The organism is Methylovulum psychrotolerans (assembly GCF_002923755.1).
Classification (GTDB): domain Bacteria; phylum Pseudomonadota; class Gammaproteobacteria; order Methylococcales; family Methylomonadaceae; genus Methylovulum; species Methylovulum psychrotolerans.
Genome location: NZ_PGFZ01000007.1, coordinates 145,784 through 168,689, shown reverse-complemented (window position 1 = coordinate 168,689; position 22,906 = coordinate 145,784). Strand labels below are relative to the sequence as shown.

The 22,906-nt window shown below is 49.3% G+C and carries 16 protein-coding genes; all 16 read right to left on the bottom strand.

Features of this window, described 5'->3' with window-relative positions:
* Nucleotides 1–57 precede the first annotated feature (57 nt).
* Nucleotides 58–1,950: an XrtA/PEP-CTERM system amidotransferase gene (locus tag AADEFJLK_RS15405; protein WP_103974868.1), complete on the bottom strand. Its 1,893-nt coding sequence runs from the start codon at nt 1,948–1,950 to the stop codon at nt 58–60.
* 330 nt (nt 1,951–2,280) lie between these two features.
* Nucleotides 2,281–3,426, bottom strand: coding sequence for a TIGR03088 family PEP-CTERM/XrtA system glycosyltransferase (locus AADEFJLK_RS15395; protein WP_103974867.1), 1,146 nt, complete (start codon nt 3,424–3,426; stop codon nt 2,281–2,283).
* Nucleotides 3,427–3,429: 3 nt separating this feature from the next.
* Nucleotides 3,430–4,620, bottom strand: coding sequence for a TIGR03087 family PEP-CTERM/XrtA system glycosyltransferase (locus AADEFJLK_RS15390; protein ID WP_103974866.1), 1,191 nt, complete (start codon nt 4,618–4,620; stop codon nt 3,430–3,432).
* 4 nt (nt 4,621–4,624) lie between these two features.
* Nucleotides 4,625–5,662 carry a FemAB family XrtA/PEP-CTERM system-associated protein gene (locus AADEFJLK_RS15385; RefSeq protein ID WP_232463747.1) on the bottom strand — a complete coding sequence of 346 codons (1,038 nt, stop codon included), beginning with the start codon at nt 5,660–5,662 and terminating at the stop codon, nt 4,625–4,627.
* Complete coding sequence (locus AADEFJLK_RS15380; protein ID WP_103974865.1) at nt 5,659–6,498, bottom strand: XrtA system polysaccharide deacetylase; 840 nt, start codon at nt 6,496–6,498, stop codon at nt 5,659–5,661. Before AADEFJLK_RS15380 ends, AADEFJLK_RS15385 begins: the two co-directional genes overlap by 4 nt.
* A 46-nt stretch (nt 6,499–6,544) precedes the next feature.
* Nucleotides 6,545–7,501, bottom strand: a complete 957-nt coding sequence (locus AADEFJLK_RS15375) for an XrtA/PEP-CTERM system-associated ATPase (RefSeq protein WP_088617907.1) — start codon at nt 7,499–7,501, stop codon at nt 6,545–6,547.
* 2 nt (nt 7,502–7,503) lie between these two features.
* A complete protein-coding gene (locus AADEFJLK_RS15370; RefSeq protein ID WP_249028061.1) occupies nt 7,504–9,042 on the bottom strand; it encodes a TIGR03016 family PEP-CTERM system-associated outer membrane protein in 1,539 nt (512 codons plus the stop codon).
* Between the two features lie 157 nt (nt 9,043–9,199).
* Entirely contained in the window at nt 9,200–10,180 is a 981-nt protein-coding gene (locus AADEFJLK_RS15365) for an XrtA-associated tyrosine autokinase (protein ID WP_088617909.1), read from the bottom strand.
* A 21-nt stretch (nt 10,181–10,201) separates the two neighbouring features.
* Nucleotides 10,202–11,776 (bottom strand): XrtA system polysaccharide chain length determinant, encoded by a 1,575-nt coding sequence (locus AADEFJLK_RS15360; RefSeq protein ID WP_088617910.1) that lies wholly within the window; start codon nt 11,774–11,776, stop codon nt 10,202–10,204.
* A gap of 46 nt (nt 11,777–11,822) precedes the next feature.
* The gene (locus AADEFJLK_RS15355) at nt 11,823–12,533 is read right to left on the bottom strand and encodes a polysaccharide export protein (protein WP_249028060.1); all 711 of its coding nucleotides are present in this window, start codon (nt 12,531–12,533) and stop codon (nt 11,823–11,825) included.
* Nucleotides 12,534–12,630: 97 nt separating this feature from the next.
* Nucleotides 12,631–13,923 carry a nucleotide sugar dehydrogenase gene (locus tag AADEFJLK_RS15350; RefSeq protein ID WP_088617912.1) on the bottom strand — a complete coding sequence of 431 codons (1,293 nt, stop codon included), beginning with the start codon at nt 13,921–13,923 and terminating at the stop codon, nt 12,631–12,633.
* Nucleotides 13,923–14,933, bottom strand: a complete 1,011-nt coding sequence (locus AADEFJLK_RS15345; protein WP_088617913.1) for an NAD-dependent epimerase — start codon at nt 14,931–14,933, stop codon at nt 13,923–13,925. Before AADEFJLK_RS15345 ends, AADEFJLK_RS15350 begins: the two co-directional genes overlap by 1 nt.
* 120 nt (nt 14,934–15,053) lie before the next feature.
* Nucleotides 15,054–17,477, bottom strand: coding sequence for a tetratricopeptide repeat protein (locus AADEFJLK_RS15340; protein ID WP_103974862.1), 2,424 nt, complete (start codon nt 17,475–17,477; stop codon nt 15,054–15,056).
* A 492-nt stretch (nt 17,478–17,969) separates the two neighbouring features.
* Nucleotides 17,970–20,720 (bottom strand): motility hub landmark protein FimV, encoded by a 2,751-nt coding sequence (locus tag AADEFJLK_RS15335; RefSeq protein ID WP_170065131.1) that lies wholly within the window; start codon nt 20,718–20,720, stop codon nt 17,970–17,972.
* Nucleotides 20,721–20,789: 69 nt separating this feature from the next.
* Nucleotides 20,790–21,812, bottom strand: coding sequence for an aspartate-semialdehyde dehydrogenase (locus tag AADEFJLK_RS15330; RefSeq protein ID WP_088617916.1), 1,023 nt, complete (start codon nt 21,810–21,812; stop codon nt 20,790–20,792).
* Nucleotides 21,812–22,900, bottom strand: a complete 1,089-nt coding sequence (gene leuB / locus AADEFJLK_RS15325; protein WP_103974860.1) for a 3-isopropylmalate dehydrogenase — start codon at nt 22,898–22,900, stop codon at nt 21,812–21,814. Before leuB ends, AADEFJLK_RS15330 begins: the two co-directional genes overlap by 1 nt.
* Between the last annotated feature and the right edge of the window lie 6 nt (nt 22,901–22,906).

Below are 22,906 nucleotides of genomic sequence, written 5' to 3'. Positions count from 1 at the left end.
ACCCAGCAGAAAAAATTTCGTCGCTTTCAGGGTCATGGCTTACTTATCACCCCGGCCTTAGCCGTTATTGCGTAAAAATGCCTCAAACATCAGCAATGACCAAATCGGGGCGCTGTAATCGCGCAAACCATTTTGATGTTGGCTGACGATATTTTGGAGCATGGCAGGGTCAAATAAACCGCATTGCTGCATGTTTTCGCCTAATAAAGCCGCTTGCACCTTGTCTTTTAACGGCCCTTTAAACCAGGCATTCAGCGGCACACCAAAGCCCATTTTCGGGCGGTACAAAATATCGTCGGGCAGATAATTTTCCAAGGCTTTTTTAAAAATATATTTGCCTTCGCGGCCTTTCAGCTTCAATTCCGGTTGCACACCCGCTAACCATTCCACCAGCTTATGATCCAGCAAAGGCACCCGCACTTCGAGCGCGTGCGCCATGCTGGCGCGGTCAACTTTAGTCAGAATATCACCGGGCAAATAGGTTTTAATATCTAAATATTGCACTTGCGATAAAGGCTGGTCAGTCGGGGCATTGCGCAAATGCTGGCGGAACACGTCAACCGCCTGATAGCCCTGCAATTCGCTTTTCAGTTGCGTACTGAACAGCTTGCCGCGCAATTCGTTGGACATCACCGACACACTATGGAAATAACCTTCGACAGAATCGCGGCCTATCGATTCCAGCGTAGATTTGGCGCGGAAGATTTTCGGTGCCCAATCGGCTTTGGGATAAATGCGGCCTAAGGTGCTAAAGACCGGTTTTCTGATGCTATCCGGCAACCATGAGCGCATTTGCTCTTCATAAGTATGCCAACGGTGGCGGCGGTAGCCGCCCAAATTCTCGTCACCGCCGTCACCCGACAACACCACCGTAACTTGTTTTTTCGCCAGCTCACAGACCCGATACGTCGGCAACGCCGAACTGTCGGCATAAGGCTCGTCATACAGCCCCGCCAGTTGGTCTATTAAGCTGAAATCATCGGGATCAACCTGCTCAACCCGATGCGCGGTGTGGTAGCGTTCGGCAATTTGCGCAGCAAACTTGGCTTCGTTATAAGCCGGATCGCCAAACGAAATGGAGCAGGTATTGACCGGATCAGGCGACAGGCCCGCCATCATCGCCACCACGGCGCTGGAGTCTACCCCGCCGGACAGGAATGCGCCCAGCGGCACGTCGGCAACCATACGGATTTTGACCGCTTCGCGGAAACGCTCAATCAGTTCCGCACCAATATCCTGCTCACTACGCGGCGCGGTATCGACGGCAAATTTCACGTTCCAATACTGGCGCGGGCGGTACTGGCTTTGCCCATGCTTTAAGGTTAGGCAAAATCCCGGCTCCAGTTTATAAACATTTTTATAAATGGTTTTTGGATCGGGTATATAGCCAAAGCCAAAATACTCTTCAATGGCGGTAGGATCGAATTCTTTCGGTAAATCGGGGTGTTCTTTCAGGGCTTTTAACTCAGAAGAAAAAATGAATTGCCCGTTCGGCAACTGCGCATAAAACAGCGGCTTAACACCCAAACGGTCACGCGCCAAAAATAAAGTCTGTTGCGGCCTGTCCCAGATAGCAAAGGCGAACATGCCCCGAAAACGGTCGACACAGGCTTCGCCCCACGCTTGCCAGCCATATAAAATCACTTCCGTGTCACAATGGGTCTGGAAGCGGTAGCCTAAGGCTTCCAGCTCTTGGCGCAGTTCCATAAAATTGTAAATTTCGCCGTTAAAGGTCAGCACGACATTATTATCGCGGCTAATCATCGGCTGCTGGCCGCTGCTTAAGTCGATAATGGACAAGCGCCGATGGCCAAACCCTAGCCCCGCCTCAGTGTGGATGCCGCCTTCATTGGGGCCGCGATGAAACTGGGTCTCATTCATCCGTGACAGCAAATCCCGGTTGATGTCGCGCTTGGCTTGCAAATCAAAAATGCCGACAATTCCGCACATAATGTTATTCCTCTGATGTTACGCAGTCATTTTTGCGATATTGAAAAATATAGCGATGAGTCGCTGTCGCGACGATTTTTTAATCGGGTTCTCGCACCCGAAGGCGAGATACTTTCTTTTGCTCCGCCAAAAGAAAGTATCCAAAGAAAAGGCGGCCCGATTGCCGCTTCTTCCTGCGCTTCTCGGTTTTGTCGGGGGTCGGCAAAGTGGGCTCCTGCCCACTTGCCGACGCGCGGCATCCCTGCCGCGCCCCTTCGGGCTTATCCCGACAAAACCTGCGATGCTCGGCGCGGCAAACGGGAGTAAAGCGACGTTACTGCGTAACGTCAGTTATTCCTTTTGAAAAAATGAATCGTAGACCGCTTGGTAGTTCGCCACCATCGCCGCTAAGGAAAAGTGTTCCTGTAGCCGCTGATACCCTTGCCGCCCCTGTTCGTGGCGCATCTGGGCATCGTGGCTATAGGCCAGCAAATGCGCCGCCATCACCTCGGCATTGTTAGCGGGAGTCAAGCGGCCAGTCACACCGTCCACCACCAATTCGGGGTTGCCGCCGACCGCCGTCGCCAGTACCGGCAACCCGCTGGCCATCGCCTCCAAAATGGTGTTGGAAATACCCTCGGCTTGCGAAGGCAAAACAAAGACATCCAAGCGGCGGTTAATCTCGGCGATATCGTCACGCGCCCCCGGCAACCACGCTTGCCCGGCTACCCCCGCCGCTTCTAACAAGGCCACCGCCTCTGCCCGCAACGGCCCGTCGCCGATAATGACCAACCTTAAATGGCGGCTATCGGCTTCGGCACCTTGGCAGGCCAAGATAAACGCTTTCACTAACGTAATCTGGTCTTTCACGCCGTGCATACGGCCAATCGTGCCAATCACCAATTCGTCGTCAGTCAACGCAAACGGGCAACCGTCCAGAGTTTGCCTAGCTCCCGTGCGCGGGTAAAAAATGCGGGTGTCGACACCGTTGATAATACGGCGGATTTTGCGTGGGGTGACATGAACTTTATCTAGCAAATAGCTTTCCAAATGCCGCGATAAGGGGATGAAACGGTGAATAAAACGCTTTAATACCCTTCTAACCCATTGATATTTGACATTCGTGCCATTCGGATCGAACACATCCCAACCATGTTCGCCGTGGACACGCCCAGGCACACCGGCGCAAAAAGCGGCAATCTGGTATTCAATCGCCGCCAAGTTGCGGGTATGCACAATACTGGGCCGGAGCTTTTTCAGCAAACGGTACAGGGCGACAAAAGAGTGCCAATCTTGACCCTCGCGTTTGTGCAACTCATACACGGCGACATCAGCGCGGGTCAAACGTAACTTAAAATCGGTGCTGTCTTTCAAGCAGACAATAGCATGGCGGTAAGCCTCGGGCGGCATGGCATTAATCAGGTTAACCAAGCCATTTTCTAAGCCGCCTACGCCTAAACGGTAAATGATATGGACGATTAAAGGGGGTTGCGGCATGGCTTACTCCTGGATGAGCGCGGCAAGTTTATGGACATTTTGCTGCCAACTGAAATGGGCGACGACAAACTCGCGGTTAACCAAAGCGGGAGCGGTGACAGGCACTTGTAAATAACCGCTAAGCTGAGCCAGCATCTGCCCGGCATCCTCACTGACCGCCACCTCGGCATCGCTAGGATACGGAATGCCTTCCATCGCCGCATGACTGGCGACCACCACCTTCGCCATCGCCATCGCCTCCAACACCTTATTTTGGATACCACGGGCAATACGCAGCGGGGCGACGGCCAGCCGCGCATACGCCACATAAGGCCGCACGTCATCAACCCGTCCGGTCACGATAATGGCAGGGTTATTGGCCAATTCCAGCACTGCTTTGCTGGGCTTACTGCCGACAATATAAAACACCACTTGCGGGTATCGGGCTTGCAAGCGCGGGAACACCTGTTCGGCAAACCAGACCACGGCATCGACATTCGCCCAATAATCCATCGCCCCAGTAAACACCAGCACTTGCGCGTCGGCCTGATACGGCGACACCGCGCCATGCTGTGGCGCAAAATAGCCGGTATCGACCCCATTATTGACAAAACCCACCTTCTCGGCAACTTCCGGTGCCAAGGCCTTAAACAAAGCCGCCTCCTGCTCGGACACCAGCAAGCAGGCTTTCGCCACAGCGGCTATGCGCCGCTCATAAGCCAGCAAATACCTCGCCTCACGCTGATAAATCCAACGTGCCAGGCCGTGTTTTTTTTCCGCATATTGCCGCCACTTGTCAGAATCGACATCGACCAGATCCACCACCATCTCTACGCCATGCTCAGGCCGGATGTACATCGCCATCACCGAGGAAAAAATCAGCACTTTATTAATGGCATGGGCTTTAATTGTCGCATCGACCCACGCCTGCATCGCGGCATTACGGTAATAGGGCAAACTTAACGCTTCCCCCACCACCAAACCTTGCAGGCTTTTGATTTTCGCAGGCAACGGTTGCAAGCCCTGATAACAGGTTTCGGCACACAAGGCATCCACCATTGGGGTATATTGCCAATCGTGCGGATCATCAATAAACGTCCCCAGATAGACCGTAAATTCGGCCACTAAATGGCTTAAAAAATGGTAGGAACGGATTTTGTCGCCCTTATTGGGCGGATAAGGGATACGGTGGGCCAAAAACAGCAAATTCTCCATCGCCCTACCCTAAATCTCTCGATAACCACGGCCCTAGCATTTGGCTGACAGGTAACGGCAGGCGTTTCCAAGCGGCAATAAAAAACTGGTATTTGGGGTTCAGCGGGTTAATATCCGGCAATTCGGTCGCTTTCACCAGAAAAAATTCATAAAACAACGGCTCCGGCGTAAAGCCCCAGTTTTTCTTAAAACTGTAAGATCCCGTGCCGATTTTACTGCGCCCATAATCAAAAATTTTTACGCCTTTTTCGACCGCCCGGCGCATGACTTCCCAATACATAAAGTCATTGCCTTTCAGATCCCGTGCCAAGGCCGTACCGCCGCCATAATACGGCAACACCTCATCGCGGAAATAGAAATTCATCACACTGGCAATCAGCTTACCGTCATGCTCAATGCTCAACACCTCGCATTGCGCACCGAACACTTGCTTTAAGGTACGGAAATACTTTTTCGAAAACACGGGCGTGCCTAAATTCCTGACGCTTTCCGAATACGCCAGATGCAAGCGTTCGACATCCTCGTCTATGGTGCTGGTCAGACCCGCTTCTATGCCTTTTCTGACCACCGCCCGCTGTTTGCGGGGAATCGCCAACATGTTTTTCTCTACGTCCGGGTCTAAAGCCTTACGGAAGGTGACATACAAGTCTTTATAAGGCCGCTCAGGATGCTTACGTTCACGGTGGCGCATTTCTAAGGCATCCACCCCCAACTGCTGCGCCAAGCGGCAAGCTTCGGCATCTAAGGCCGCATAATCGGCCGGGTCAGTGGCAATAATGCCGCCATAGACACAAAAAGCCGTAGAGACCAAGCTATTGCCAAACAACAAGCTATTAACATGCACCAACGGCAAAATGGCCGTGATTGCCCCGGCGTTTTCGGTATACAAAAAATACGTTTTATGACCAAAAGCCTGTTCGATCACCGTTTTCCAACCGGACAAATGAAAAAACGTCGCCTCAGGATGCTGATTGACAAACGCATCCCAACGGGCAAAATTGGCGGCATCTAAAGTGTGTATCATCGTACTGGCCTGCTTCATAAAAACACCTTCGCCATCGTATCCCATTCAAAATCGCGTAACAGTTGCTTGATACGGCCTTCCATACGCTGAAGGTTAAGATAATGGCGGGTGCGGGTTTTGAGGTTTAAGCCGGATTGGCGCGGTTGCTCCGGGTCGATTTCCCAGGGATGGAAATAAAAAATAGCCGCTTGCTGTTCCGCTTGGTTAACCCGTCGGAACGCCCATTTTGATACGGCATAAGGATAAAACCGAAAAAACCCACCGCCACCGCACGGTAGGTTTTTCGCACCGATTTTTAACGTGGTGATAGGGATTTCCTTAAAATCAGGATGTCCGGCAAGCGGCTCATACCGAAAACGCGGCGCGTCAGGCATCCCATAAAGATCATGCTTGACCGGATAAATGCTCGAACTGTAAGCAAAGCCTTCTTCCTGCAAAATGTCCAGTGCCCACAAATTACTGGCATTGATCGAATAACTGGCGGCACGGTAGCCATTTACCGCCACCCCACCCAGATCCTCCAATATCAATTTAGTTTTGGCCACATCGGCACGGAACTGGGCGGGTGTTTGCTCGGTGACACGGATATGTTCGTAACCGTGGCACGCCAGCTCATGACCTTCGGCGACGATACGCTTAACCACATCGGGATAACGCTCGGCAACCCAGCCGAGGGTAAAAAAAGTCGCCTTAATGCCGTGGGCGGCAAATAAGTCCAACACCCGATGGGTATTGTTAGCGACCCGGTGCGGCAGCGCATCCCATTGGTTTTTAGCAATATAGGGTTCAAAAGCGGAGACCTGGAAGTAATCTTCCACATCGACAGTCATAGCGTTTTTAAGGGTCACAATCATTACCGTTGCAGTTTTAAAAGAATTGGTGCGGTGTAAAAAGCGGTGGCTACTCCTCTGGTAGGGGCTGGTAAGCCGCCAGCACCTTATGCAGATCAGCAAGCAGGTTCTCCAAGCGGGCGACCCGCGCCTCCAAGCTGCCCGCAATAGCGGCGTTGACATTGGCTGGAAGCGCTCCCACTTCCCCATCATCCAGTTCTTCTTCGGCAATGTCAGCCAGTACCGTTTGCACCACAGCCTGGTCAATCACCTGTAATTCATCAAGAAAACCCAGCATCATGATACGCTCACAGAGGGTATTGATTTTTCTTGGGATACCCTTAGAATGCGCAAATATCTCCTCAAAAGCAACATCGGAAAAATGCGGCGACTGTTGCCAACCCGCCCGTTTTAACCGGAACAGAATGTAATTTTTCACCTGCTCTTCATCCAGCGGCTTAAGCTGATAAGTCGCCACCACCCGCTGCCGGAACTGCTCCATATCGGATTGGGCCAAGGTTTTATTAAACTGGTTTTGCCCTAGCAAGAACAACTGCAACAAGGTTTTGCCGCCCCGTTCAAAATTTGCCAACATACGCAATTCTTCCAAGGAATTTTTCGGCAAATTTTGCGCCTCGTCAACAATCAGCAGCACCCGCTTGCCTTGTGCGGCCTCAGCGGCAAAAAACTGCTCCAATTTACCCAACAACGTGGCTTTATCATCTTCTTGATAAGACAAATTTAAGGCTGCCGCCACCACTTTCAGTATATCTTCTGCCCCTACCTGAGCCGAGACAATAACGCCATAAGTGACTTTTTGCGGATTAATACTGCCCAGCAACTGCTTTATCAGCATGGTTTTACCTGTCCCCGGCGTTCCGGTAATGACAATAAAGCCTTCCCCTTGGGTCAAACCATAACGCATATAGGCCAACGCCCTTTTATGCACTTCGCTTTTAAAAAAAAAGTCGTTATCCGAATTGAGCTGGAACGGTTTTCTGGTTAATTTATAAAATCCGTCATACATGGTCAGAATCTCATAAACAAACTGGCTGTCGCGCGGTTTTCTTGAAAGTTATTGGTGTTGAGCGCCGAGGATTGGTCAATATGGCGAAATTCGATCCGGCTATTAATGCGCTGGCTCAGTGCCCGGTTTACGCCCACGGCAAAATCATAACGGTTATCCCGTTGCGCCACGCCGCCCCGCTCAATTAACTGCCAACCAGGACTGGCGTAAAGACTGGTTTTAGGCCCGAACTGCCAATTCCAACCCGCATTGAGTGCCGTGACATCTTCCTTATTGCCGATGGTTTGGTAGCTCCGTATTTGGTCGGAACCACTGGCAAAAATAGTGCTTTTACCTGTCCTGAACGATACCGATAACGCCCAGGTCTGGGTAACAATCACTTGGTCAGTGAGCGTCGGCAAATTGATGATAAATTGCTGCAACTGTTGCACTAACGGGTCGGGATTAAGGTCAACAGTGACCAACTGGGGCTGCAACAACAAGGCCTGAGTGGTCGTAGTGGCATTATTATGGGTTAACGACCAATTACTGCGTTGGGTACGGTAATTGAGGGCGGTTTGCCACGTTTGGCCTGCATTAAGGCCAATTGCATTGTCCCTAAACGTCGTGACCCAGCTTAACCGCTGCGTCGGGTTTAAGCTTAAGGTGACGTAAGCGTTATTGCCGTAACCGGCCTCAAGGCTATAATGCCGGCTGGGGAGCCACTGCGCCCCGGCGGTATAAAACACCCCGTTGGTCGTGCCGGTGTTGGCGCTTTGGAAGCTATTGTTGCTCTGACCCGTTTGGACAAACAGATTAAAATAACGGTTCAAATGGGTCCGTAGCGTCAGGCTGGAACTTTGGAAACTGACATTGTTGCCGGTCACCCGCTCATTATCCAGATTATTAAACGCCAAATTCCAGCTTATCCGCTTGAATGCCGTGCCGCTGTTTATTTGGATATTTTCCCCATAGTTTACTGTGTCGGACAGCGCCGCCGTCGAAGTGCCTGAGCTTGCCGTTCCGACATCGGTAGTGACGGTGCTGAGATTGAGGCCGACCGTGCCCGATGCATAATGGCCAAAATGCGGTGTCCACGTCGGCGCAATATTAAAGGTGTTGACGTTAGCCCGACTACCGCCTCCCGATATATTATCAGCCGCTATGCGGGCATTACTGATATTTTGCTGGCTGATAGAACTGCTGGCATTAACAAAAAACCTATTGGGTATAAAGGTATGGTTGGCGTTAAACTGTAATTGGTTAAACGTCGTCACATCATTATTGCCCGCCGCATTATATAAATTTTGCAAGCGATAATTAAGGTTAAGCAAATCGCGGCCCGACTGCCTGGACACATAAAGCCCAGGACTAACGTCACTGACAAAAGCCCCCGTTTCCGAACCCGGCTTTGCTAGCGTGACGTTATCAGAATAAATTTCTTGGGCCTGTAAGGTTGGGTAAGCCGTCCAATTGGCTGCGTAGGCAAGGTTACAAAAAGCGCAGGGCAACCATGCTATCCATCGGGCAGTCCTGACTGCATTAGGGAGGGGTTTAGGCAAAGTGTTGCAGTCGCTTAACAGCTTGCTAAGCGGTGCTCCATAAGCTTGGTAAGGCTGGACGGATGCGGGGATAAACCGTCGCTTAAGGCGCAGGACACCCACAAGCCATGCCCCTCCTTGCTTGACAAAATAGGCATTCATCACCTAAGCGGAACCACTAACTGCCAGAATTATTAGGGCCAGCAGAACCGCCTGGGCCGCTCGTGTAACTATTCGTAGCGTATTGGCCATAGCCATAACCATAATAATAGCCATCACTCAAGCTGATTAAGGTTTTGTTAAACACCAATAACACCACATCGCAGGCGGAAAGCTTATTGACCGACTCCAACACCATGCTTTGGAAAGTCTTCTCGGCCTCCACCACCAACACCACCTGCCCGACCAGTTTCGCCAACACCTCGCCTTGGGTTGCCGCTAACAGTGGCGGCGAATCGAAGATAACGATACGGTCAGGGTAACGGTTACTCAGCTCTTCGGCAAACAAAACCATCTTATTGCTGGACAATAACTCGGTCGAATATTTATGCAGCTTACCCGCCGGAATGATGCGCAAGCCCGGCATATTCGTTAACAATTCAATATCCGAATAGGCGATATTTTCGTTTTCCAGATAATCGATCAAGCCTAACCTAGACGGCGAATTAATCCCTAAGGTTTTCGATACCGATGGCCGGGCGACATCCGCGTCAATTAACAAAACTTTTTTATCGCGCTCGTTCGCGATACTCAAAGCCAAGTTAATCGCGGTAAAGGTTTTGCCTTCGCCCGGCACACTGCTGGTCACCAAAATTAAATTAGACCGGGCAATACCGACACTGCCCGCACCAAACGCATTGTAAACCAGAGGGCGTTTGATATTACGGTATTCTTCTATGGTTTTGGTGTTGACATCGCTGGGGGTAACAAAGCCCATTTCCGCCAATCTTACCCAATCAATTTCAACCCGCTCCTGAGTCCCCTTAAAGCTTTCCCTTTTTCTAAATCCTAAATCATTGCTGGTGGACATCGGCTTATCCGGCGGCATATCGGCATTTCCGTAAGCGACAGGCTGGACATCCGCCGACAAATCGGCGGCAGCATCAGACCCGCTCTCCTGTTGGTCGGCTTTGTTTAGCGCTTTTTCAATAATACTCATTACATAATCCCTAGCAAATTTTTAGATGATATGCTGCAACATGCTGACCACACGAGACATATCAATATGCAAAATATCAATCATCATAAAACAGATATAAACGACCACTAACCCGAAAGTCGAAAAACTGTATCTGAACAACTCCTTCTTATTTTTTTTGTTTTCCCGCTCGCTCAGCTTCATCGACACACTGCCCAAAACTGGCAAGCCTGTCAATGTCCTCAGCTGTGCCGTCGTCATTACTGAAGGCCTGACGATATAAATCAACAGGGCTAGCCCGAAACCTACCCCTAAGCCCACCACAAAAACCACCGAATGCATGATAGGCCGTGGCAACGATGAAGGCGTTAAAGGCTTATCAGGCGCGTCGGCAATCTTAAATTTTAACGATTCCGCTTGGTCATCGACCTTTTTAGATAAACTGGCCTGCTCGCGGCTAGACAGCAATTGGTCATAGTTTTTCTTAATTTCCGTATAATCACGGTTTAGATTTTGCATTTCCGTATCCACCGAGAGCCGGGTATTCCACTCGCTTTGCATCAATTCCAAGCGCTTTTCCAAAATATTGACCCGTGACTGGATGGAAGCGACATTCGCTTCGGCTTCATTCAAGGCAATTTTTATGGATTGGGTATAAGGGTTGGTCATCACCGAACTGTCAAGCCCACCCGCCTGGCTCTGCTTGGCTTTCTTTGCGGCATTAATTTTTGCCAAATCTTTAATGGTTTTTTCCAAATGCACCACTTCAGGATGGTTAGGCGTATATTTAATCAACAAATCGTCACGGCGTATCTTAAGCTCGGCGATTTTTTCATCTTCTACCGTCGATTGCTGCCCTGCCAAATCGCCCCATTCATCGTCACCCGCCACCAAGGCTTCGTCCAATTGGACTTTTAAGGCCTGTTTTCTTGAATTGGCTTCATCTAAGGTGAGCTTCGCCTCTTCCAAGGCCACGGTGAGAGCGTGCATTTGCTCTACTTGGTTACTGCCTTGGTTAGGCAACATCCCCAAATTAGAACGCATAAAATTTTCTTTTGCCTTTTCGGCATTACGCAGGCGGGCCTCATATTCCTGAATCTGCCGGTCTATAAAATGGTGGGCAGTGTCCGCCCCAGCAATCGTAGAAATTTGTGTCTGTTCAGAAAACACCGTCAAAACCGCCTGCACGACACTTTTTGCCAAGTCCGGGCTGTAAGTCTCATATTTTATGGTAAAAATATCGTCGCCAACCGCACTGATCTTAATGCTTTTCTTCAGCTTCTCGATCAACTCTTCCTGATCGCGGGGGGTTTTCACCTGTTTTTCCAAATCTGATAAATGGATGATCTGCTCGACATTACTTTTAGTGAACATCAACTGCTGCATAACCCGCAGCAACGTCCTGACATCCGACTCGACCGTCATGCCCCGCATCAACGGCCTCAGCATAGTGGCCGTCTCGACATGCACCTTGGCTTCGGACGTATAGAGCCTGGGCATGGCCAAAACCACTAACCAGCCCACCATACAGATGATCCATGCCAAAATAATGGCCATCCATTTATATCTTAAGGTTCCTCTTAAATAGAAAAGGAGTTCTGTCAATTGCTGCTGCATAGTTTTTTTTACTAAGAATGTTACTGGAGAAGATAGCCTTAGGCCGTTAAAAAAATGCCTCAGGGATAATAACAATATCGCCCGGCAAAATCTTTACGTTCGCCGACAAATCGGCATCTTCAATCAGATCGTCAATCCTGATCCCAAACTGCTGCATGTCACCATTAATATTGCGGATGATGCTGGCTCTGTTGCCGTCGGCATATTGGCCTAGCCCACCGACCTGAATCATCAAATCCAATAAAGTCATATCTTTTTTATAGGGGAAAGCGCGGGCAGAAAAACGTGATCCACCACCCGCACCACCGCTGGCACCGATACCGGACGAACCGCTTAAACCGCCGCCGCTACTGATGCCTCCCCCACTAGAACCGCTACCGATACCGCCGCTGCTGCCGCTGCCGCCAGAGCCGCCGCTTAATTGTCCGATGATACGCACTTGTTGGCTATAAACACCTTGAAAACCGCTGACCATAATCACCACCTGCGGGTCACGGACATACTTTGCCAAGGATTTTTCCATCACACGGGCAAGCTGGGAGGGCGTTTTGCCGCTGGCGGTAAGGTCTTCAGCCAAAGGTATGGTGATTTTACCGTCAGGCCTGACAGTCGCCGTCGTTGATATGTCAGGGTTGCCCCACACATAAATGTTGATGCTGTCTCCTGGGCCGATGATGTAAGTATAATCGGAAGGAATCGCGGCATCATCATCCTGCGCCAATTGCGGTAGATGCCCGCAAGCCGACAGTAAAAGCACACACAGGGGTAGTAGCCATGTTCGGGTCTGTAAAAAAAACACCTTTCGCCTCATAATGCAAAAAACTCAATAATTATACGTTGCCAGCACAGCACCTTTATAGCCGCCATAAGGAGATGTTCGGGGGAATTGCCGCCCTATCCAACTTCGCCTTAACATCAATCACCACACCGGTTTGCCCTGCTAATAGCCCGGAGATATACGCCCAATCCTTAGCCATAAAATACTGGTGCGGAACCACCAATAAGACGGCGTGAGCCGGCTTTAAGCCGCTTTCATCGGCAACCACCGCAACGCCATACTCTTCCATAATCTCATGGGCATCCGCCATAGGGTCAAAAATCTGCACCTCAATGCCGTAATCCTGCAATTCCCTAATAATATCAATAGCACGGGTGTTTCTGATATCGGGGACATTTTCTTTAAAGGTAAAGCCCAATACTGTGACAATACTGCCTTTGACACAACGCCCCGACTTAATCAGTTCTTTTACCGTCTGACTGGCGATAAAGCCGCCCATACTATCATTAATGCTGCGTCCTGATAAAATCACCTGCGGCGTATAGCCTAAGGTAGCCGCCTTGTAAGTCAAATAATAAGGGTCGACACCAATGCAATGCCCCCCCACTAAGCCGGGTTCAAAGGGCAAAAAATTCCATTTTGACGCCGCCGCCGCCAGCACATCTTTCGTGTCGATGCCCATTTTGTTAAAGATCAGCGCCAATTCATTCATCAAGGAAATGTTCAAATCCCGTTGGGTGTTTTCAATAACCTTGGCCGCTTCCGCGACTTTAATCGTCGTGGCCTTATGCACACCGGCGGTGACCACCGACTCATAAACAGCGGCCACTATCGCCAGCGTTGCCGGACTGTCACCTGCCACCACTTTCGTAATAGTTTTAAAGGTATGCACCTTGTCGCCCGGATTAATGCGTTCAGGCGAATAGCCTACGGCAAAGTCGGTTCCCCAGCGCAAACCCGATTCCCGCTCCAAAACCGGAATACAATCTTCTTCAGTCGCGCCGGGATAGACCGTGGACTCATAGACCACAATATCGCCTTTTTTAAGTTGCTGGCCAACGGTTTTTGAGGCGCTCAACATAGGCGACAAATCCGGCTGTTTAGCCTGGTTGACCGGAGTGGGCACGGCAATGATATGAAAATCCGCTTTTTTTAAGTCATTCGCATCACAGGTAAATAAAATATCGGTGGTAGCCAATTCGGCGGCGGCCACTTCATGGGTGCGTTCTATCCCTTGCCGCAACTCATTAATGCGGACGGCATTAATGTCGAAACCTATCACCTGCTGGCTTTTGCCAAACTCAACGGCCACCGGCAAACCGACGTACCCTAGGCCTATCACCGAAATTTTTCTGCCATGCGCATTCATCAGCTAATCCTATAGAAGTCTTTATACCACTCAACAAAATTGCGTATCCCGTCTTCCAACAACGTTGCGGGCTTATAATCCAAATCCTGCACCAGATCGGTAACATCGGCATAAGTATCCGGCACATCGCCTGGCTGTAAGGGCAACAGATTTTTGATTGCCGTCTTACCCAAGCATTTTTCCAGCGTTTCAATAAAGGTCAATAATTGCACCGGATTATTGTTGCCGATATTATACACACGGTAGGGTGCCGTACTCGTGCCCGGATCAGGGTCTTGGCCTGACCAGTGCGGATTGGCTTGCGCCGGCCGGTCAATAACCCGGATAACCCCTTCGACAATGTCGTCAATATAAGTAAAATCGCGGCGGTGGTTGCCATAATTGAAGACATCGATCGGCTTGCCTTCCAACAGGCTGCGGGTAAACAAAAACAGCGACATGTCAGGCCTGCCCCATGGCCCATAAACGGTAAAAAACCGCAGCCCCGTCGTCGGCAACCGATACAGATGGCTATAAGTATGCGCCATCAGTTCATTGGCTTTTTTGCTTGCGGCATAAAGGGAAACCGGATGGTCGATATTATGGTGGATGGAAAACGGCATATTGGTGTTTGCCCCATACACTGAACTGGACGAAGCGTAAGCCAAATGCTCCACCTGATGATGCCGACAGCCTTCCAGCACATTCATAAAGCCGACAATATTGGCATCAATATAAGCATGGGGATTCGTCAACGAATACCTCACGCCCGCTTGGGCGGCCAAGTGCATGACCCGTTGGAATTTTTCTTTGGCAAACAACGCCTCCATCCCTGCCCTATCGGCAATATCCAGTTTGATAAACGTGAAATTGCTATGGGCTTGCAAGCGCTCCAAACGTGCCAGCTTTAAATTGACATCATAATAATCATTAAGATTATCAATACCCACCACTTCGTCACCGCGTGCCAACAACCTCAAGCCCAACGTGGAGCCTATAAATCCTGCCACACCTGTTACCAGTATTTTCAAAATGATCTCCTAATCAATCCGTACTACAATAAATAAAATCCCGGCGATGCCGTTCACACCAAGATAAACGGGCACACAAGAGCAAGCGACCGCCACACGGATAATCCGCCCGCCGCCCGCCTAATGTGCAGTCTTAGCGATCTCGGCCAACAACGCCTCGGCGGCTTTTTTATCAGGGAAGTTACCTTTGGTTTTTGCCAATTCCAAAGCTTGCTTCAATTCCGAAATGGCTAAACTGACATTACCATTTTTATGGTAAGCAACCCCTAAATGGTAGCGGAAAGTCGGCACATCGGGTACTGCCGACACTATCTGGTTAAGCAGATTCAGACCTTCAGTAACTTTATCTTGCTTAATCAATATCCACGCGTAGGTATCTTTAAAATAAGCTTGCTCGGAATCTTTAAACGTCTCAGCCAAACGTGCGGCTTTATCCAAATTGGCCTTATCGCTATCATTATCGCTCAGAATAGAGGCAAGATTATTAATCGCCACATCCAAACGCGGATTTTTTTCCAACAACTGCTCATAAAGCTTAGCCGCCGAGTCATGCCGGTTATTGCTCTCATACAAGGAAGCCAATGCCAATGACAGTTCGACACTTTCGGCATTCTTTTTCAGACCGTCTTCATAAACTGCGATAGCCCCCTGATTATTATTTTCAGCCAATTTTATATTCGCCAACATGGCATACAATTTGGGAATATTAGGGTCTTTATCAATCAGATCCTTAACGAGCGCTGTCGCTTTAGCGAAATTTTTATCCAAACCATACAATTCAGCCAATAAGATCCCCGCCGCTAGGTTTTTGGGATTTTTCGCAAGCACCCCGTCTAAGTAAGCAATCATTTCAGGGCGTTTTTTCAAGGCTTCATAGCTGCGCCCTAAACTGATCAAGGCATCACTATTTTCGGGGTACTTAGCCAACAGTTCTTTATAAATACCAATCGCCTTAGGATAATCCGCTTGGCCTTGATAGACTTGCCCCAACAAAAACGCCGCCAAATCTTTAGATAACGGATTAACGACGTTATTAATTTGTTGGACAATCAGCTTGGCTTCTTCCCAATTATGTTCCGATAAATTAATCTTACCCAGCTTTTCCAGCAACACCAGATTATCCGGTTTGAATTTCAGGGCTTTTTTCAAGATATCTTTCGCATACTTAACATCATTCGTCGCCAGCGCCTTATCATAAACATAGACTAAGGCTTCGAAATTTGCCGGATTCAATTCCAAGGCTTTGGCAAAATCCTTATCCGCTTCGGATTTATTGCCTTTAATAAGATGGGCTTGCCCCAATAAATACAACACTTCGTCGGAATTAGGCTTGGCAAAAGCCAGCTTATTGAGCATATCAATCGCTTCATCCGTCAATTGTTTGGCAATATACCAGCGTGCGCGTAAGATTTTGGCATTATCGTAATCTGGTTTAGCTTCCAAAATTTCGTCGATGATTTTATTGGCGGCATCGTAATCCTTATCGTCGAGCACGTTTTTTGCCAGCATGGTTTTTGCGGCAAAACCGACCTTACTGTCTTTTTCTGACGCGATCACTTGGTTCAACACCTTATTGGCTTCCGCATAATTCTTCCGCGAAGCCATCCAATTGGCAAAATCCAGCAAGACTTTAGGCTGATCTTTTGCTTGCGCGATAAATTGGTGAAATTCAGCCATCGCCTTTTCTTGGGAAATTTGCGCCAAAAAATCCAGCAACAACACTTTAGGGCGGATATCATCAGGCATTTGGCCAATTAACTGACGGATTAACGCCTCCGCCTCCTGTTTCTTCTCAGTCTGCGTATAGATTTTAGCCAACATCACTTTAAAATCTTTATTATCAGGGAATAAGGTGATTAAATTTTTATAGTCGGCAATCACCGCGTCCGTATCTTTGGCTTTAGTATGGATTTGGATTTTAAATAAATAAATGGCGATACTTTTCGGATCCGCCTTAATCGCTTGGTCGATCAATTCAAGGGCGGTATGCAAATCCCCCTTCTCCATAAACAGCAATGATTTTAGCGATAAAGCCTCGGCATTGGCCGGCTCTTTCGCCAAAATGGCCTCTAACAACGCCAACGCCTCCGCAGGTTTTTTTTGGCTGATAAAAGCCGAGGCCTTTAAGGTTTGCGCTTTCACATCTTGCGCATTCTCTTGCAAAATGTAATCGGCCTGTTCTTGCGCCCTGACAGGCTCGCCCAATAGCAACAGCACATTACCCAGCTTAATCCGTGCCTCCCAATGCTTAGGGGCCAACTCAACCGCTTTGACAAGATTTTCCTTCATGGACTTATACTGTTGGTTTTTTTCATCCAACAAAGCCAAATAATAATAGGTTTGGGCCGTATCTTTATCCGATTGGCTGGAGGTTTCCAACTCCAGCTTAGCCTTGTCATATTCGCCCTTATTGAGATACTCGATGCCTTTTTGCAAATGCTCTTTACCATCTTCCTTCTTGTCACATCCCTGCGCCAATAATAAGGCAACAAAAATAGCACTGGCTATCAGCGTTTTTCTACTACCGTGACGAATATCGTTCATTTTACTAACCTACCATAATGTTATTTGTAATCCGGTTTCGGCAGGCTATTATGCCTTGCCGCCTTAATATGTGCTGTATAAAACAAATTCTAACAGAGTTTGTAGGCCGACCTTACATCTTATCCCTAAACCTAATCGCGTAAAATACGTTTTCCTCGGATATTTACCGTCAAAAGCCACCGTTTTAAGCCCCATTTAACCACAAAGCACCCGGGCGGCATGACGTTTTATCCCTCCCCCCATATTTATTAGTGATAAAGACATTTTTCAAACAAAAACTACCGTTATTTAAACAGGTTTAGCCTAAGGCAAAGCCATAGGCAAAAATAGGCGGGGCGGTAACAAATCCCACAAGCCATATAGTTTGGCCTATTGCAAAAATGTAGCGCCATTTTAACCAAAAATCCTATCAGATGGGTAAGACAAACAATAAAAAAGCCCAATAAAGGGCTTTTTTATGCGTTAAACCATCTGAATTTTAATAGAGCATCCCTATTGGTAGTTCTCCAACAAGGCCTTAGCGATCATTTGTTGCTCCGGCGTACCTTTTTCCAACACCTCAAGGGCAATCTCCATGGCAGCATCATTATCACCCATATCAATATAGGCCATCGCCAAGTCTAACTTGGTTTCCATTTCGTCCATTTCGGACAGATTGGCAACCCCAAAGCTTTCAATACGTTGCTGATCACTAATCCCCAACGAAGGCTTATTAAAGTCTAAATTGATGCTTAACGATTCATCCTGAAACAAGGCTGGCTGAGGGGGCTCCGGCACCAGCGGCTCATCAATTGAGAACTCCAGTGTCCGGTAACTTTCCTCAAAGCTTTCGGCACGGCTAGGTTGTAAGGTTTCAAACGTAATACCGCTATTATCGCCTTTTATACTGGTTTCTATAGAACTGAAATCAAAATCCAAACTCGAAAAATCATCGGTATCGGTTTTTTCGGCAATCTTAGTTTCGGTGGCTGGACTTTTTACCGATGGCGCCGGGGTAAAGTCGAAACTTTCAAATTCATCGGCCAGATTCTCGGCCGCAGGGGCTTCGGGTTCTTTGGCAACCGCATCTTGGGCAGGCACATTAAATGACAAGGCGGTAAAATCAAAATCGAGACTGTCATTATTGGCTTTGGCCTCTTCTTCCGGTTCTGGCCCCTTAACCGGCGCAAGCGATTTACTGATATCACTGTCAAGATCAAACAAAGGATTGGCCGTATTGCTTTCCTCATCACTGTAGAACAGCTCTTCAAATGAAGTCAGGTCAAAATCCATTTCATCGGACTTACTGTCCGCCACTTGAGTAAAGACCTGCTCGTCGCTAACAGCGGCCATCTTTTTCGATTCGGCCACCGCCGTTTCCGGCCCGGCAAAAAACATCGAATCGGGACAGATTTCACTACCCATTTCGGTGACTTTACTCCAGAACGCGGGTTCGTCTATTTTGCCCTCATTAACAAGCTCCCCGGTGTATTTCTCAAACGCCGCCCGATCTTCATGGGCATAAAAAATCTCCAGTAACTTCAGCTTAAATTCATCACGGCTAGGCTGCTCATCAATGGCATGGCGCATCAGCTCTTCGGCCTGCTGGTAACGCCCATAGGCCAAATAGACATCCGCTTCGGAAATGGGGTCAATTTCCGCTTGATCCATATCGAAAACATCAAATTCGCCGCTATTAAAATCGCTGACAAACAGATTGTCCGACATATCGCCACTATCGCTGATGTTTTGCTCATCATCGGCGAATAAAGTAGGGTCTTGTTTCGGACGCTTTGAGATGCCCGTCACATCAAACAAATCTTGATTATCCGTTTGTCGGCGGCGCAACCAAAACCAAGCCGCAAGCCCCAACGCACTAAGCCCCAGCATACCGATGCCTAAATACATCCAAAGCGGTGTGCTTTGCTCAGGCACTTGGACTGGCGCGACCCGGCGTACAGGCGGCTTCACCGGCGCAGTTTTGGGCGGCTCGACCGCCTTATTGGGGACTGCCCCCGGCGGTGGGGTGGGCGTAACATTGGCAACAGGCGCCGGTGTTGGGGCCGGCTTAGGCTCCGCAGATGTAACGGGCGGGATGTTCGCAGGCGTAACCGTTGGCGGCGTCACAACCGCTGGCGGCGCAGTTGTGGCCGGTGCAGGAGCCTCAGGCACTTGCGTACGGCTCTGCAAGGCGGCAAGCTGCTCGTCTTTCAAGGCTATCTGCGCCTGCATAGCCGCTATTTGCTTTTCTAGCAGGTCGAGTTTTGCCGCTATCGCCGCATCCGCCGAACCTTGGTCAGCAGTATTCGGACGGGCATTTGCCCCCTTATCCGCATTGCCTGCCGTTTGGCCGGCTGGCGGGACAGACGCATTTTGCCCTACCGAGTCTTGGGCGGGTGCGCTCAACGTCAGTTGGTTACTGGCGGCTTCAGCTTCGGCTATCTCACTTGCGCTCACACGCGGCACCGAAGAAGGGCTTCGCCAAGCCTCCATCTGCCGATTGAACTCATCCAAAGCATCCGCTTGGGAAAGTTTTAGAACCTCTTCACGGCTCGGTATGGTTAAGGTCTTGCCATTTGCCAAAGCGTTTATATTGGCTTTATAAAAAGCCCCCGGATTAGCCTCGTACAACGCCACCATCATTTGTTCAACAGAAGCGCCTGTCTCCCTACTCAAGCCTTCGGCAATCTTCCATAAATTATCATGTCGCCCCACCGGCCCATAACGTCCGCCATTACCGCTGGCGGTCACTCTTGGCCGGGACTTGCGTGGCCGCTGCTGGACAACCGGCGGCTGTTCTTGCCGCCTATATTGCTGGGACGGTGCATAGCTTGCCGCCGCCTGCGTCAGCGGTGTGGCCGCGTGGGCATATTCCGCCGGCGGATCAACCAAAACCGTAAATTCACGGAACAATTCGCCTTTAGGCCAACTGACCTGCAACAAGAAATCCAAGAAAGGTTCTTTTAAAGCCTCGCGTGAAGCAACTTTAATAACCACCCGGTTACCGTCAGTAACAATAGTCTGAAATTTCAGCTTGGATAAGAAATAACTCCAAGGTATGCCCGTTTCATCAAATTTATCAGGAGGCGCCAAAGCAACCTTAATATCGCTGGCTTTCTCGCCTGCGGATAAGACCAACGCAATCTCAGCATCCAAATTTTGATTAAGGGCTGAGTGCAATTTAATCTCTCCTATCCCCAAGGGATAGGCACTAGCCGGCAGCAAAAACGATACGACCGCTAAAGTTTTAGTTAAATTACGCACACCGCTCTCCTTCAAAATAGTTATCACAGTCTCTTACCATGAACAGTCAAATGTTAAACTAATCTTAGACTAGATGTGAATTTTTACCAGCACTTCGGCAATTTGTATACTATTTAACGCCGCACCCTTGCGGACATTATCGCCCACCACCCATAAATCCAGCCCTTTAGGGTGGGAAATATCTTCCCTGATACGTCCGACAAACACGTCATCATGACCTGAAGAATCGGTTACCGCAGTCGGATAAGCGCCGTCCGCACGCCCGTCAATAACCGTCACCCCAGGGGCTTTTAACAACAAAGCCCGCGCTGTGGCAGCATCGATTTTATCGCGTGTTTCAATATGCACCGCTTCGGAATGGCCATAAAAAACCGGCACCCGCACCGCTGTGGCATTCACTTTAATGTTAGGGTCGCCCAGTATTTTTTGGGTTTCCCAGACCATTTTCATTTCTTCTTTGGTATAACCGTTGTCAAGAAACACGTCAATCTGCGGCAAGACATTAAAAGCGATTTGTTTAGGGTAAACCCGGCTGTTGATCGGCTGCATATTCAGCAAAGCCAAGGTTTGTTTGGCCAGTTCCTCAATCGCCTCTTTACCCGTACCTGAAACGGCCTGATAAGTGCAGACGTTGATGCGCTCAATGCCCACGGCATCATAAATGGGCTTTAAAGCCACCAACATTTGAATAGTCGAGCAATTGGGGTTAGCGATGATGCCGCGATTTTTATAATCGGCGACCTTTTCGGGATTAACCTCAGGCACTACCAAAGGGATATCGTCATCATAACGAAACTGTGAAGTATTATCTATAACGATACAGCCCGCCGCCGCCGCTTTGGGGGCATATTCGGCCGACACCGCCGCACCTGGCGAAAACAGGCCAATTTGCGCCTTAGAAAAATCAAATGTCGCCAAATCTTGCACCGGCAAAGAACTGCCTTTAAACGGGATACGTTTACCGACCGAATTGCTGCTCGCTAGCGCGTAAACCTCGCCGACCGGAAAGTTACGTTCTTCCAAAATAGCCAACATGGCTTCGCCGACCGCTCCGGTCGCGCCCACTACGGCAACATTATACAGTTTGGTCATTAGGCACCCTCTTGTAAAGCAGAAATGACGGCATCACCCATAGCGCAAGTGCTGACTTTTTGCATACCGTCGGAATAAATGTCAGCGGTGCGGATATTAGCGTTTAAAGCCGCATTAACCGCTTGTTCGATACGCCCTGCCGCATCACTACGGTTGAAAGTATACCGTAACATCATCGCCACCGATAAAATGGTTGCCAACGGATTAGCGATACCTTTACCCGCGATATCCGGCGCAGAACCATGAATAGGCTCATACATACCTTTATTGGCGGCATCTAAAGAAGCCGAAGGTAACATGCCGATAGAACCGGTCAACATGGCCGATATATCAGAAAGAATATCACCAAACATATTAGAGGTCACTAACACATCAAATTGTTTTGGCGCACGCACCAGCTGCATCGCGGCATTATCGACATACAGATGGCTAAGCCCGACTTCAGGATAATACTGCTTGCCGATTTCCGTCACCACCTGCCGCCATAACTCGGTGCATTCCAAAACATTGGCCTTATCGACCGAACAAAGCCGGCCCTGTCTTTTTTGCGCAGTTTGAAAAGCGACATGGGCAATGCGGCGGATCTCCGACTCACTATACACTAAAGTGTTGTAGCCTTGCTTCTCGCCATTTTCCAGTAACCTGACCCCACGCGGCTGGCCAAAATAAATGCCCCCGGTCAATTCGCGGATAATCATAATATCCAAACCGGCGACCACTTCAGGCTTGAGCGTGGAAGCCGCGGCTAATTGCGGGTATAAAATAGCCGGGCGCAAATTCGCGAACAGCTGCAATTCCGAACGCAATCCCAACAAACCTTTTTCAGGGCGCACGGCAATGTCCAACGACTCCCATTTATAGCCGCCGACCGCCCCCAATAAAATAGCGTCCGCCTGTTTTGCTAACGCCAAGGTTTGTTCAGGAAACGGCGTGCCATGCGCGTCATACGCCGCCCCACCGATCAGTCCATACTCAAACTCCAAGCCTAACGCCATATCGGCATTTAAAAAGTCCAACACCTTAACCGCTTCGGCAACGATTTCTGTCCCTATGCCATCACCCGGCAATATTGCAATCTTATTTGTCATATCTAT